Consider the following 13,481-nt stretch of genomic DNA (forward strand, 5'->3'; position numbering starts at 1 on the left):
AAGTATGTATCTTGGAATAGAATTTAAACATTAAAAATAAATAGAATATGACAGTAAATTTTCAATATGTAGGTGTAGATGTAAGTGAAACATTATCAGCTTTTACAAAGGAAAAATTAGAGAAATTATTTAGTAAGTATGAGTTTTTAATTAGTGCCATGGTGTATTTTAAACAAGATGGAAAGGAGCATGACGCTGGGAAAATATGTAATATTGAATTGAGTTTGCCAGGGCCAAGAATTTTTGCGACATCAAACGAACATAATTTTGAAGTATCTGTTAGAGAAACGATAAGCGATTTAGAAAGACAATTGAAGAAACGCAAAGAAGTGTTTAAGACGCATTAAAAAAATGAAGGAAGAAAAAATGACGGAAGACGGATGACGGATGACAGAGGACGGATGACAGAGGACGGATGACAGAGGACGGATAACAGAAGACAGAAGACAGAAGACAGATGACGGAGGTAAAAAGATGGCTGAAAAATTAATTTTTCAGCCATCTTTTTTTTTTAAACTAAAGACTAAAGACTAAAATGTTCACATCCGGGTAAGAACTGCAAACTGCAACTGCGACTGCAAACTTTTTAACACATCCGAGTAAGAACTGCAAACTGAATACTGCAAACTGCAAACTAATTCACCTATGGTGATAAGGTTCATTCCTCAAAATAGTGAACCCTCGATACAGTTGTTCAATAAAAAATAAGCGTATCATTTGATGGGAGAATGTCATTTTTGATAATGCTATTTTTCCTTTTGCTTTTTTATAAACGTCGTCTGAAAACCCGTAAGGCCCACCAATTACAAAAACAAGTTGTTTGATTCCAGAATTCATGTGTCTTTGCAAATATTCCGAAAAACCGATTGAATCAAATTGCTTCCCATTTTCATCTAAAAGAATTAGCGTATCAGCTGGGGCCAATTTTTTCAAAATAAGCTCCCCTTCTTTAACTTTTTGTTCATTTTCACTTAAGTTTTTTGTTTTTTTTAGATCTGGAATACTATCTAAATCAAAATTGATATAATGGCCTAATCTGTTTTTATAAGTATCAATTAAAGAGATAAGTTCCTTATTATCAGTTTTGCCAATTACTAGAAGTTTTATCGTCATACTACAAAATTACAATTTCCTTTTTTACGAAATTTATATTTTAAAGCAATAAAACTAAAAAATTCGTAATTTAACGTTCCGTTTATTATTTTTGCTCAAATTCTTAAACAGTTTCTTAGTATGATAACCAAAGAATATTTTGAAAAAGAAGTAGCTTTTATTATAGAAAATGCTATTAGAGAAGATGTTGGCGATGGAGACCACAGTTCGTTGGCCTGTATTCCAGAAAATGCCCGAGGGAGAGCAAAACTTTTGGTAAAAGACAAAGGTGTTATTGCCGGTGTAGCTTTTGCAAAACGTGTTTTTGAGTTTGTAGATAAAAAGCTGAGAGTTGAGATTAAAATTGAAGACGGAACACCCGTTTCTTATGGAGATGTCGTACTTTATGTTGAAGGCCCCTCTCAATCCATATTAAAAGCAGAACGAACAGTTTTAAATGCCATGCAGCGCATGAGTGCTATTGCAACCAAAACAAGAGGGTTTGTAGATTTGCTTAAAGGTACAAAAACAAGAATTTTAGATACGCGCAAAACAACTCCAGGTATTCGGGTTTTAGAAAAATGGGCTGTAAAAATAGGTGGTGGAGACAATCATAGATTTGCTTTATATGATATGATTATGTTAAAAGACAATCATATTGATTTTGCCGGTGGTATTACGAAAGCTATTGATATGACAAAAAAATATCTTAGCGAAACTGGTAAAGAGCTTCAAATTATGGTTGAAGCCAGAGATTTAACCGAGGTTGAAGAGATTTTACAAAGTGATGGTATATATCGCATATTGATTGATAATTTTGATTATGAAGACACTAAAAAAGCGGTTGAAATGATAGGCGATAAGTGTCTTACAGAATCTTCTGGAAACATTAACGAAACTACGGTTAGACACTATGCTGAGTGTGGTGTGAATTATATTTCCTGTGGAGCTTTAACACATTCGGTTCATAATATGGATTTAAGTTTAAAAGCGGTTAAATAATAAGGCTTATTTCTTTTTCAGGAATTTGGAATTTTTATTTTTTGTAATTTTATTTCTCAAACAATAGTGCTGTTAATGCTACTAATTTTTTAACTTGCATGGTATAACTTCTACCTGAAAATTATTAGCAATTAATGGCAAAACCCATCCGCGACAGATTAGATACTATTCCTGTAGTAAATATTTTAGTCAGGCTTTTAGAAAACATCAAACTACCTGGTCTTGAGGGCTTATCTTTATATGATTTATTAGAACTATATGCAACAGGAATTGTTAAAGGAGCCGTAACCACAAGGGCAAGTGCCATTGCGTTTAGTTTTTTTACGGCACTATTTCCTTTTTTGTTGTTCGTACTTATCGTTATTCCATACATACCCATAGATGGTTTTAAATTAGAATTTCTTGAGTTTTTAGAATCGTTTTTACCACCAACAACATCCGATTTTTTCTTTGAAAATATTTTTGGAAATATAGAGCAGACCAAAAGAGGGGGCTTACTGTCTTCAGTTTTTATATTGTCCATTGCACTTATGGCAAATGGGGTAAATGCAGTATTTTCTGGTTTTGAAAATTCGTATCATGAGCAACTAACCCGTAACGTTTTTAAACAATATATTTTTGCATTGGGCATTGCATTGATATTGGCTTTTCTTTTGATATTGACTATCGCGGTATTAGGTTATTTTCAAATTTATGTGATAGAAGAAGCATTATGGTTTTTTAGAAATAGAGGCTATGATGTAGATGCCGATGGCGTTTTCTGGTTCGATATAGCTAAATACGTGTTTTTCGTAATTATGGTTTACTTAGCTACTGCTACACTTTATTACTTTGGAACAAAAGAAGGAAGGGAGTCAAAATTTTTCTCGGTAGGTGCGTTGTTTACAACACTTTTAATCATATTGACATCTTATTTATTCGGAATTTATATTGAGAATTTTAGCCAATACAATAAACTTTACGGTTCTATTGGTGCGCTATTGATATTACTGTTCTATTTGTGGATGAATTCTAATATTTTACTTCTAGGTTATGAATTAAATGCATCTATAAATAAACTACGAAAGCGTTAATGATTTATGGATTATTTTATAGATGTTATCATACCAATACCTCTTCAAAAACTATTTACGTATAGTATTACTCCGGCAGAAGCAGATTATTTAAAAAAAGGAATGCGTGTTTCTGTGCCTTTCGGAAAATCAAAAATTTATACAGGTTTAGTGTATAGAATTCATAATGAAGCACCTTTGGTTTATGACGCAAAAGACATCCATCAAATATTAGATGAAAGTCCGCTTGTAAATGAAATTCAACTAAAGTTCTGGGAATGGATTTCAAACTATTACATGTGCACCATGGGCGATGTGATGAGGGCTGCTCTACCAAGTGCTTTTATTTTAGAAAGCGAAACGGTAATTACCAAAACCAAAGAACAGCTCAATGATGTAGATTTGAAAGATGATGAGTTTCTGGTGTATGAAGCTTTATACCATCAGTCCTCATTAAAAATTCAAGATGTAATGAGCATTTTGGATAAAAAAACGGTGCTGCCAGTTATTAAAAGATTAATTGAAAAAAATGCCATTTCTGTTCAAGAAGAAGTTTATGAAAAATATAAGCCAAAGTTGGTGCGCTATGTAAAGTTGCACGCTAATTTTTCTTCAGAAAAAAATCTTCAAAATTTATTGGAAGCATTAAGCAGGGCACCAAAACAGCGAGAAGTTGTGATGACGTTGTTTTCTATTTCGGCTAAAACAAAAAAGCCCGTAAAGGTTTCTGATTTATCTGCGGAAAGTGATGCTTCAAGTTCAATTATAAAAGCATTAATTGAAAAAGGTGTTTTAGAAGACTATCATATCCAAAAAGATCGCGTTGAATTTTCAGGTGATGCCAATGAAGATTCAAAAGCACTAAACGAATATCAAGAAAAAGCATTGGCAGAGATAAAATCAGAATTTGAAACACATCATACCACATTATTACATGGCGTAACTTCCTCTGGAAAAACCGAAATTTATGTAAAGCTTATTGAAGATGTTTTAAATTCAGGGAAACAAGTATTGTATTTATTACCAGAAATTGCATTAACCACGCAATTGGTTGGTCGTTTGCAAAATTACTTTGGGGAGAAAGTAGCTGTCTTTCATTCTAAATATTCATCTCATGAACGTGTTGAGGCTTGGTATAATGTACTGGCAAATTCCCAAAAAGCGCAAATAGTTTTAGGAGCGCGTTCCTCAATATTTTTACCTTTTAAAAATTTAGGATTAATTATAGTAGATGAAGAACACGAACAATCCTTCAAACAATTTGATCCCGCACCACGTTATCACGCTAGGGATTCGGCTATAGTTTTAGCGCATATGCACAATGCAAAAGCGTTGTTGGGTTCTGCAACGCCCAGTTTAGAAAGTTACTTTAATGCGCAACAACAACGTTATGGTTTTGTTGAGCTGAACCATCGTTTTAACAATGTGTTGATGCCAGAAATAGAACTGGTGGATATTAAAGACAAGCATAAACGAAAACTCATGAAAGGGCATTTTAGCGACAGTCTTATTGAAGAAATGAGAGAGACGCTCGCTGAAGGCAACCAGATTATTCTGTTTCAAAACCGCAGAGGTTTTTCGCCAATCATAGAATGTCATACTTGCGGACATGCACCACAGTGTCCAAACTGTGATGTAAGTTTAACGTATCATCAATATAGAGATCAACTACGTTGTCATTATTGTGGGTATAATACTGGAATGTTAAAAAGCTGTAGTGCTTGCGGCAGTCCGGAATTGGATAATAAAGGTTTTGGAACCGAGCAAATAGAGGAAGAGGTAAAGGTGTTGTTTCCTGATACTAAAGTAGCACGTATGGATTTAGATACCACCCGTGGTAAATATGGATACGAAAAAATAATTACTGCTTTTGAGCAACAGGAAGTAGGTATTTTAGTGGGCACACAAATGCTGACCAAAGGTTTGGATTTTAGAAATGTAAAATTGGTTGGTGTAATGAATGCAGATAACATGTTGAACTTTCCAGATTTTAGAGCACACGAGCGTAGTTTTCAACTTATTATGCAAGTATCGGGTAGAGCAGGAAGAACCGATAAGCGCGGAAAGGTTTTGGTGCAGACCTATAATCCGTTTCATAACATTTTGCAGCAGGTGTCTTCGAATAATTATGAGGCAATGTTCAAGGAACAGATGGATGATCGGTTTAATTATAAATATCCGCCAGTTTACAAGCAGATAAAAATCACCTTAAAACATAAGGATTATAATCGCGTAGAAACTGCATCTATTTGGTTGGCAAAATCGTTACGATTAGTTTTTGGGGATAATGTATTGGGACCAGAATCGCCTCCTGTATCAAGAATTCGTAATCAATTCTATAAAAATATTTTAATCAAAATTCCGAAGAAACAATCTTTATCAAAAACAAAAGAAGCCATTATTAAAATTAATAATAGCTTCTTTAATGTAAAAGATTTTCGGTCGGTTAAAATAATTTTAAATGTCGATAACTTCTAATGAAATAGAAATTTGCAAGCAAATTTCGTAATTGAATTAGTCCCGACGAAGGTCGGGATTACATCAATGCTTCTAAATATTATTTAAAGCATCAACCAGTTGTGTCTTCTTATTTCTACTTAAAGGAATTTCGTAAGCACCAACTTCAACATTCTTACTGTTAAATCTGTCTATTTTATCGAGATTAACAATATAAGATTTGTGAATTCTTAAAAATTTGTTTTCGGGCAATTCTGCCTCAAAAGCTTTCATTGTAGAAAGTACAACTAAGCTTGTTTCTTCGGTAACTAATTTTACGTAATCACCAAGAGCTTCAATCCATTTAATGTCCTTAATATATACTTTACGTTTTTTAAGGTTGCTCTTTACAAAAATATGTTCACCTTCTTCCTCATGGAAATCCAGAGTTAATTTATGCTGTTCAAGAGCTTTTTCTACAGATGTGTTAAAGCGTTCTCTGGTAATTGGTTTGTGTAAATAATCGGTAGCATCATAATTAAATGCCTTAAAAGCATATTCGGTTTTACCGGTTACAAAGATAATTTGGGGTTTTTTGTTTAATACGTCTAAAAGTTCAAAACCATTTAGCACTGGCATTTCAATGTCTAAAAAGATTAAGTCAACTTGATGCGTATTTAAACCATTTTTTGTTTCGAGCGCACTACTATACTCAGCAATCAAATTTAGAGCCGGATGATTTTCCACCAGCTTAACAATTGAAAGCCTTTGTATCGCGGAGTCATCTACTACTACACAGTTTAAAGTCATAACATTTATATTATTTCGGTTAAGATATCGACAATAGTACGATATTTTCGGTTAAAAACCAAAAAACATCGTTAAAGTGTCTTTTTTAACATATTCTTAACATTTAAAACCTGCTATTAATTAAGTGTTTAAAAAGTGTTGTAATATAGAATAAAATAGTTATTTTTGCACCCAATTTTTAACAATAAATTAGATTTTTATGAATCATTATGAAACTGTTTTCATCTTAAATCCCGTTTTATCTGACGATCAGATAAAGGAGACAGTAAAGAAATACGAAGATTTTCTTGTTTCTCAAGGAGCGAAGATGATATCCAAAGAAAATTGGGGGCTTAAAAAATTAGCTTATCCAATTCAAAACAAAAAGAGTGGGTTTTATCACTTATTTGAATACCAAGTAAATGGTGAGGTCATTGAGCCTTTAGAAGTAGAGTTTAGACGTGATGAGCGTTTTATGCGTTATTTAACTGTAGCATTAGACAAGCACGCTGTGTCTTGGGCAGAGAGAAGAAGAGAAAAACTAAAAGCAAAAGCTTAATTATGGCAACTATAGATCAACAAGCAAAAGCAAAAAAAGACGGAGAAATCAGGTATTTAACTCCGCTTAACATAGAAACTAACAAACAAAAGAAGTATTGTCGTTTCAAAAAATCTGGTATTAAGTATGTAGATTATAAAGATGCAGACTGGTTATTAAGATTTGTAAACGAGCAAGGTAAAATTTTACCAAGACGTTTAACAGGTACCTCATTAAAGTATCAAAGAAAAGTGTCTGTTGCCGTAAAAAGAGCACGTCATTTAGCTTTAATGCCGTATGTAGCCGATTTATTAAAATAAAACAATCATAACAATGGAACTTATATTAAAACAAGACGTTGATAATTTAGGATTTAAAGACGATGTTGTAACGGTTAAGAACGGTTATGGTAGAAATTTTTTAATTCCTCAAGGTCAAGCTATTTTGGCTACCGTTTCTGCTAAAAAAGTTTTGGCAGAAAACTTAAAGCAACGCGCTTTTAAAGAAAAGAAAATAGTTGATGACGCTAACAAAATTGCTGAAGCAATTAAAGCACTAGAAATTAAAATACCTGCTAAAGTTGGTACTGGTGACAAATTATTTGGATCTGTAAACAACATTGATGTTGCTGCAGCTTTAGAAAAAGAAGGACAATCAATAGATAAAAAATTCATAACAGTAACTACTGTTAAGCGTTTAGGTAGATATGCTGCTGTAGTACGTTTACACAGAGAAGTATCAGTTGATTTAGAATTTGAAGTTATTGCACAAGCATAATTTTAAATTATACATTTTATCGAAACCGTTTGGATCTATTTCTAAACGGTTTTTTTGTTAAATTCATTTTTAAAAAACTTAATTTTGGTTTATGAAGTACGCCAGACTTACAAAAGAACAATTTGAAGAACTGCACAGAGAGTTTATCAACTTTTTGGCAACACAGTCTATTACTGCTGATGAGTGGGCCAATTTAAAAGCCAATAAACCAGATTTAGCCGAACTGGAATTAGATGTTTTCAGCGATTTAATTTGGGAAGGCGTTTTAAATCAAGCCCAATATTTAGAGCATTTTGCACCACAACACATGTATTTGTTTCATTTAGATGAAGAAAATATGCATGCTATTGTTATAAATGTTAAAAATGATTCTATTGATATTACTACAAAAGAAGGCTATAATTGGTTGCGAGAAAACTTAATGGATGATAGGGTTGAGTTTTTACAAGCTGATAAGAAATATACAGAAGATAAGAATCTTGATAAATTTAAAATGATTGAGCAAGGTGCTTCGATTACAAAAGGCGATTTGTATCGGTATTTTGCTAAGATTGTGAAGTAGAAAGACATTAAGGAACTGTATTTTTTGGCTAAAGCCCATATTGAACTGCAAAATTTTATTGAATGGGTTAAAACCCAATCCAATTTAAAGTGATTAATTAATTTCAATCCTGTTGCCCTTTTATTCAATTTTTATTCAATAGCCTCCTGCTTCAGCACAATTTTATTGAATGGGTTAAGCCCCAATTCAATTTAAGGTGATTAATTAATTTCAATCCTGTTGCCCTTTTATTCAATTTTTATTCAATAGCCTCCTGCTTCAGCAGGAGGAAAACAAATTAAACCCCAATAAGGCTTTAGCCAAAATGCGTCTGTTTTGAAAATTTAAACCAGACCAATTTTTTCTAACTAAAACCCTCGCAATGACACTAGCATTATTTATTTTTGTCATTCCGTCCCGATAATTATCGGGACGGAATCTATTAAACCTAAAAACACACCACACCACCACAAATGGCTCAGAAACCATCAATACCAAAAGGCACTCGAGATTTTAATCCAGAACAAGTCGCTAAGCGAAACTATATTTTTAATGCCATTCGTGGTGCTTTTGAAACTTTTGGATTTCAGCCTATTGAAACCCCTAGTTTTGAAAACTCTGATACCTTGATGGGGAAATATGGCGATGAAGGGGACAGATTGATTTTTAAGATTTTGAATTCTGGGGATTATTTAGCTAAAGCCAATGAAGAAGCATATTCCGAAAAAGATTCAAATAAATTAATATCTAGTATTTCAGAAAAAGCCCTCCGCTATGACCTAACCGTACCCTTCGCACGTTACGTAGTCCAACACCAAAACGACATAGAATTCCCATTCAAACGCTATCAAATTCAACCTGTTTGGCGTGCCGATAGACCTCAAAAAGGCCGTTTTAGAGAGTTTTACCAATGTGATGCAGATGTTGTTGGAAGTGGGTCGTTATGGCAAGAAGTTGAGTTTATTCAATTATATGACACCGTTTTTTCAGCTTTGAAACTGGAAGGTGTTACTATTAAAATAAACAATAGAAAAATACTTTCTGGCATTGCTGAAGTTATTGGAGCATCTGATAAATTAATCGATTTTACGGTTGCTCTTGATAAACTTGATAAAATAGGAGAGGACAAGGTTAAAGAAGAAATGCGTGCAAAAGGTATTTCGGAAGCAGGCATTATAAAATTACAACCCTTATTTACGCTATCAGGTTCTTTTGAATCTCAAATAGACAGTTTAAAAACGATTTTATCGACTTCCGAAGAAGGTAAAAAAGGTATTGAAGAACTGGCTTTTATTGATAATGCTATTTCAGAATTGGGATTAACTACTGCAAACTTGCAATTAGATGTTACACTTGCTCGTGGTTTAAACTACTACACAGGTGCTATTTTTGAAGTGTCAGCTCCAGAAACCGTAAAAATGGGCTCTATTGGTGGCGGTGGTCGTTACGATGACCTTACTGGGATTTTTGGAATGCCAAATATGAGTGGTGTTGGTATCAGTTTTGGATTGGACCGCATTTATTTAGTACTTGAAGAATTGGATTTGTTTCCAGAAACGGTTTCAAAAAATGTTGAAGTCTTATTCATCAATTTTGGAGATAAAGAAGCGTTATTCAGTTTAAAAGCGATAAAACAATTACGATTAAATGGAATTAATGCTGAATTATATCCTGATGCTTCCAAAATGAAAAAACAAATGAATCATGCCAATAAGCGTAATATTCCATTTGTGGTTTTAGTAGGCGAGGAGGAGATGAGTTCTAATAGTTACACCTTAAAAAATATGTTAAAAGGTGAGCAAGATAATGTAACTTTGGAAACCTTAATTGCTGAAATAAAGAAGTCCTGAAGGTCAATTCAGGACTTGAAGTAAAGTTAAGTTTAAAAGTGGATTCAAATAACTAACTAAAACTAAGTCAACTATTTTATCAATACTTTCTTAGAGATGATACCAGACTCGGTTTCTAGTTTTATAATGTAATTTCCAGAAATATTATTTGGCACCTTATATTCTAAATGGTCATTATTAGAATTGGTTGGTAATTTGAACAACGACTGCCCAAGAATATTGAACATTTCTATGGATTCGATTTGTTTGTAATGAGGATTATTGATGATGATACTGCTTTTCTTATTTGAATAGTAAGTTTCAACATCGGTCTTTTCATTGTCGTCTGTGCTTAGAGTAGATTGAGATTGCGAAAACGTAATTTCAAATCTATCAAGATGTGCCCCTTTAGCTAAATACGTTTCATATTTACCTTGTTTCAAATCATGATAAACATTCAATTCCTTGTCATGCAGATAAATGGTCTTGTTTGACGGCACGTTTTCCAACTTATCAATGGTGATATTATTAAAGCCATCTATTTTAGTATGAACGCCTAATGGAATAATTGTTTGATCGGTAATGGTATCAATGGCTTGAATTGTAAACTTTTCATTATTAATCATCCAGTACATATCATCAACTTGTGTATCTATATATTTAGAATCATAGCCCCAATCTACTTCAGGAGTAGCATTTTCATCTACAGTAATTAAAATTTGTCGGTGCAAGGTATTTACGGAGTTGAATCCCAAACGAATTTTTGGTCTAGAATCTTCATTCTCTGATGTGTTTTTAGATCCAGAATTTTTAGATTTTTTATTTTTTACGAATACAGAATTGCTGGTTCCCTCTTTTTGGAATGCGCGTTGACCATTATTAAACTTAATAGTGCCTCCAGTTTCGGCAGTCACAAAAAAGCCTTGACCCACAGGAATATATCTCCCAGGGGTTTTTGTAGCGGTTCCACCAGTAGCCACATCAGGATCACTAGTTCCTTTTGCAGCTGCGGGTACGCCCCCAGCTAAAGAGTAGGTGGCATAGCCGCCCTGGTATTCGCCTAAAACATGAGAGCCACCGCCCCAATGTTCCCAGAAATACAAGGTGCCGTTGGTTGATCCCGGACCAGCAATTGTAACACCATTATCTAAAATAAATTGTACGGCATCAATGGCAGAAGGATAGGGGTTGCCTACAAGATAATCGTTCCCAGCACTAATGGTTAAATTGATATCTCCATTATTAGGTTTTCCATTAAGTACATAATTTTGTTCATCGCTAATAGCACCATTTCCTGGACCTTTCATGGTAAATCCTTCACCAACCAGCAATGTGCCAGATCGTCTTACATGTTGCCATGATGCATAACTATCACTTAACTTATTGCTGAATTTCCATATCCAGTAATCTGCAATTCCAACAGGGGAAGAAGTGCCATTATAGCCAGAGCTTAAAAAATTGACATTAGCAAAAACATTGGTTACTTTATAGCTGTTGTTGTTTGTGGAATTATTGCTTTTTCCAACTGGGGAAGACCAATAATTGTAGGTGTAAGTATCGGCGGTACCTTGTTGGTCTTTTTCTAAAGTCCCAGAACTGGTTGGTTCTAAGGTGCTATCCTCAGTTTGTATAAGTTGGGATTCTCCATCTAAATCTATGTCGCCGTTCAATTTTAAATACCATGAATTAAATAAGCCTGAATCTCCTTTTACGTCTAGAGAACTTCCACTATCAAGAAGCAATCCAACGGTAGAGGTATTGCTGTTTATTTCAATGTTACCACTAATTTCAACAATAGCACAATCTGGTGGTGTGCTGTGTATATCCCACACATCGCCATGTTCCCAGTTGCTAGAATCAGACCAGGATCCACTACAGGATGATGTTGTTGCGTAAGGTAAGGGAGCAGTATATTCTTGATAGGTTCTCATATTATTCAAATGCCCATCTACATTACTGTTTGAAGCATCTGGAGTGTATCCAGTTTCGATAATGCCCATCTTGTAGTATAGTATTAAATCACTCCATGATAGACCTTCAATATCCTTAGGGATTACTGTACCTCGAACGTTTCCAGAATTGTTTTCAATTTCTTGATTTATTTGTCTGTGAAGTTGGTTTAAAGTCAATGCTTTGCTGTAAACCCTGGTTTCGTAAATAGATCCTTCAAAATAGTTGTTGTCTGATTGTGTATTTCTTCCTATTTCAAAATCGTGATCAGAATTCCACGCTGCTTCATTATTTATAGTAGTTCCAATTATGGATGCATTTGTATAATTCCAAATACTGGTTCCATTTAATAAAAGCTCAATGGTTCCTGCATTTCCATCATATTTTAGTGCTACATGATACCATAAATCATCCGTTAATATGGCCGATGAGGGAATTCCAGAATTAATACTATAGCTATTGCTGGTTCTTGTAAAACCTCTTATTTTTTTATCAGCATCAACATATAGTCTGAAATTTCGTTGTCCCATAATTTCTCCACCATCTGACCCACTGTCCAATTTTATCCAGGACATCATGGTAACTTCAGATTTTCCACCTAAAAACGCACTTCTATCAATATAATCGTTTACGCCATCAAAATCCAAAGTTTGTGGAATACAAAAGCTAAAGTTGCCTAGCCCAGAGCCATGCACATAATAGTTGGTACATGAGGAGCAGTTTTGCCATAAAAAGGTAACACTTGTAATATAATCTGCATCTAAAAAGTTAATGCCAACCATTGCATTAGTACCTGCTGTTGATGATGCATTTGCGTCAACCACACCAGTTGCATTGTTTGATGTATATGAAGGGGTTGCAGAATTAGTGAAACTTGGATATATGGTAGATCCAGATGTAGTGGTGGCGGTTATTGTGTACATATCTCCGTGGCCACCACCCGCATTTACATGGGCCAAATCAAATGATAGCGCATAAATGGGAGAGCTAAATGTAATTGTACAAGTAATTCCGGTGGATCCGAACCCTGATGTATAGAGATCTAAGTATTCAGTAGTTGTACCACTTGCAGATGTGCCTACCTTTGGTGTTTGTCCACCCCAATTTCCAAGGCTACTGGTTTCTCCCGTAAAAGCTATTGTAAAATCTATACCAGATCCGTCAACATCATTAAATGTATTAGATAAATTTCCCGCTGCTAGCCAATTGTATTCATTACTTGCAGATGGTGTAGAGGACCAGTCTAGTGTGAAGTTTTCTCCACATGTTGGAGGCGCATGCAATTGTGCCATGCTTTTTATTGAAAATAGAGCACAGGCAAATACCATAATTAGTTTTATAGTAACTTTTTTCATATGTAGGTTATTTAGTTTGGGACTAAATATTAATCATGTATTATGAGGTCATAAATACGCCCCAAATATACGTTTTAATTTACAAAATACGACAAAGTGTTGTAAAAAATCGATTAAAAT

12 protein-coding genes are annotated in these 13,481 nt (G+C 34.1%); 9 read left to right on the forward strand and 3 right to left on the reverse strand.

The window, feature by feature from the left end:
- Nucleotides 1-47: 47 nt before the first annotated feature.
- The gene (locus ABXQ82_RS17040; RefSeq protein WP_367062638.1) at nt 48-347 is read left to right on the forward strand and encodes an HPF/RaiA family ribosome-associated protein; all 300 of its coding nucleotides are present in this window, start codon (nt 48-50) and stop codon (nt 345-347) included.
- A 292-nt stretch (nt 348-639) separates the two neighbouring features.
- On the opposite strand, the gene rlmH is transcribed toward ABXQ82_RS17040, so the two are convergent.
- Nucleotides 640-1,113, reverse strand: a complete 474-nt coding sequence (gene rlmH / locus ABXQ82_RS17045) for a 23S rRNA (pseudouridine(1915)-N(3))-methyltransferase RlmH (protein ID WP_367062641.1) — start codon at nt 1,111-1,113, stop codon at nt 640-642.
- A 120-nt stretch (nt 1,114-1,233) separates the two neighbouring features.
- On the opposite strand from rlmH, the gene nadC reads away from it, so the two are divergent.
- The 3 genes from nadC to priA all read left to right on the forward strand — a co-directional run bounded on the left by nadC (nt 1,234) and on the right by priA (nt 5,624).
- On the forward strand, nt 1,234-2,094 hold the full coding sequence (gene nadC / locus ABXQ82_RS17050; protein ID WP_367062644.1) for a carboxylating nicotinate-nucleotide diphosphorylase: 861 nt from the start codon (nt 1,234-1,236) through the stop codon (nt 2,092-2,094).
- Nucleotides 2,095-2,228: 134 nt separating this feature from the next.
- Nucleotides 2,229-3,167: a YihY/virulence factor BrkB family protein gene (locus ABXQ82_RS17055; RefSeq protein WP_367062647.1), complete on the forward strand. Its 939-nt coding sequence runs from the start codon at nt 2,229-2,231 to the stop codon at nt 3,165-3,167.
- Between the two features lie 6 nt (nt 3,168-3,173).
- On the forward strand, nt 3,174-5,624 hold the full coding sequence (priA, locus tag ABXQ82_RS17060; RefSeq protein WP_367062650.1) for a primosomal protein N': 2,451 nt from the start codon (nt 3,174-3,176) through the stop codon (nt 5,622-5,624).
- A 72-nt stretch (nt 5,625-5,696) separates the two neighbouring features.
- On the opposite strand, the gene ABXQ82_RS17065 is transcribed toward priA, so the two are convergent.
- Nucleotides 5,697-6,392 carry a LytTR family DNA-binding domain-containing protein gene (locus ABXQ82_RS17065; protein ID WP_367062658.1) on the reverse strand — a complete coding sequence of 232 codons (696 nt, stop codon included), beginning with the start codon at nt 6,390-6,392 and terminating at the stop codon, nt 5,697-5,699.
- A gap of 199 nt (nt 6,393-6,591) precedes the next feature.
- On the opposite strand from ABXQ82_RS17065, the gene rpsF reads away from it, so the two are divergent.
- The 5 genes from rpsF (at nt 6,592) to hisS (ending at nt 10,077) form a co-directional block, all read left to right on the forward strand.
- Nucleotides 6,592-6,930 (forward strand): 30S ribosomal protein S6, encoded by a 339-nt coding sequence (rpsF, locus tag ABXQ82_RS17070; RefSeq protein WP_367062661.1) that lies wholly within the window; start codon nt 6,592-6,594, stop codon nt 6,928-6,930.
- Between the two features lie 2 nt (nt 6,931-6,932).
- Entirely contained in the window at nt 6,933-7,229 is a 297-nt protein-coding gene (rpsR, locus tag ABXQ82_RS17075; RefSeq protein ID WP_367062664.1) for a 30S ribosomal protein S18, read from the forward strand.
- A gap of 13 nt (nt 7,230-7,242) precedes the next feature.
- Nucleotides 7,243-7,686: a 50S ribosomal protein L9 gene (gene rplI, locus ABXQ82_RS17080; protein ID WP_367062667.1), complete on the forward strand. Its 444-nt coding sequence runs from the start codon at nt 7,243-7,245 to the stop codon at nt 7,684-7,686.
- A 91-nt stretch (nt 7,687-7,777) separates the two neighbouring features.
- On the forward strand, nt 7,778-8,248 hold the full coding sequence (locus tag ABXQ82_RS17085; protein WP_367062670.1) for a DUF6495 family protein: 471 nt from the start codon (nt 7,778-7,780) through the stop codon (nt 8,246-8,248).
- Nucleotides 8,249-8,700: 452 nt separating this feature from the next.
- Nucleotides 8,701-10,077, forward strand: a complete 1,377-nt coding sequence (gene hisS / locus ABXQ82_RS17090) for a histidine--tRNA ligase (protein WP_367062673.1) — start codon at nt 8,701-8,703, stop codon at nt 10,075-10,077.
- Nucleotides 10,078-10,148: 71 nt separating this feature from the next.
- On the opposite strand, the gene ABXQ82_RS17095 is transcribed toward hisS, so the two are convergent.
- Nucleotides 10,149-13,361: a LamG-like jellyroll fold domain-containing protein gene (locus ABXQ82_RS17095; protein WP_367062676.1), complete on the reverse strand. Its 3,213-nt coding sequence runs from the start codon at nt 13,359-13,361 to the stop codon at nt 10,149-10,151.
- Between the last annotated feature and the right edge of the window lie 120 nt (nt 13,362-13,481).

The sequence above is a fragment of the Algibacter sp. 2305UL17-15 genome, assembly GCF_040720935.1.
GTDB lineage: Bacteria > Bacteroidota > Bacteroidia > Flavobacteriales > Flavobacteriaceae > Jejuia.

Excerpts from the sequence above, each read along its gene's own strand:
- ABXQ82_RS17040 (WP_367062638.1), top strand. The coding sequence starts at position 48 with ATGACAGTAAATTTTCAATATGTAGGTGTAGATGTAAGTGAAACATTA.
- rlmH (WP_367062641.1), bottom strand. The coding sequence starts at position 1,113 with ATGACGATAAAACTTCTAGTAATTGGCAAAACTGATAATAAGGAACTT.
- nadC (WP_367062644.1), top strand. The coding sequence starts at position 1,234 with ATGATAACCAAAGAATATTTTGAAAAAGAAGTAGCTTTTATTATAGAA.
- ABXQ82_RS17055 (WP_367062647.1), top strand. The coding sequence starts at position 2,229 with ATGGCAAAACCCATCCGCGACAGATTAGATACTATTCCTGTAGTAAAT.
- priA (WP_367062650.1), top strand. The coding sequence starts at position 3,174 with ATGGATTATTTTATAGATGTTATCATACCAATACCTCTTCAAAAACTA.
- ABXQ82_RS17065 (WP_367062658.1), bottom strand. The coding sequence starts at position 6,392 with ATGACTTTAAACTGTGTAGTAGTAGATGACTCCGCGATACAAAGGCTT.
- rpsF (WP_367062661.1), top strand. The coding sequence starts at position 6,592 with ATGAATCATTATGAAACTGTTTTCATCTTAAATCCCGTTTTATCTGAC.
- rpsR (WP_367062664.1), top strand. The coding sequence starts at position 6,933 with ATGGCAACTATAGATCAACAAGCAAAAGCAAAAAAAGACGGAGAAATC.
- rplI (WP_367062667.1), top strand. The coding sequence starts at position 7,243 with ATGGAACTTATATTAAAACAAGACGTTGATAATTTAGGATTTAAAGAC.
- ABXQ82_RS17085 (WP_367062670.1), top strand. The coding sequence starts at position 7,778 with ATGAAGTACGCCAGACTTACAAAAGAACAATTTGAAGAACTGCACAGA.
- hisS (WP_367062673.1), top strand. The coding sequence starts at position 8,701 with ATGGCTCAGAAACCATCAATACCAAAAGGCACTCGAGATTTTAATCCA.
- ABXQ82_RS17095 (WP_367062676.1), bottom strand. The coding sequence starts at position 13,361 with ATGAAAAAAGTTACTATAAAACTAATTATGGTATTTGCCTGTGCTCTA.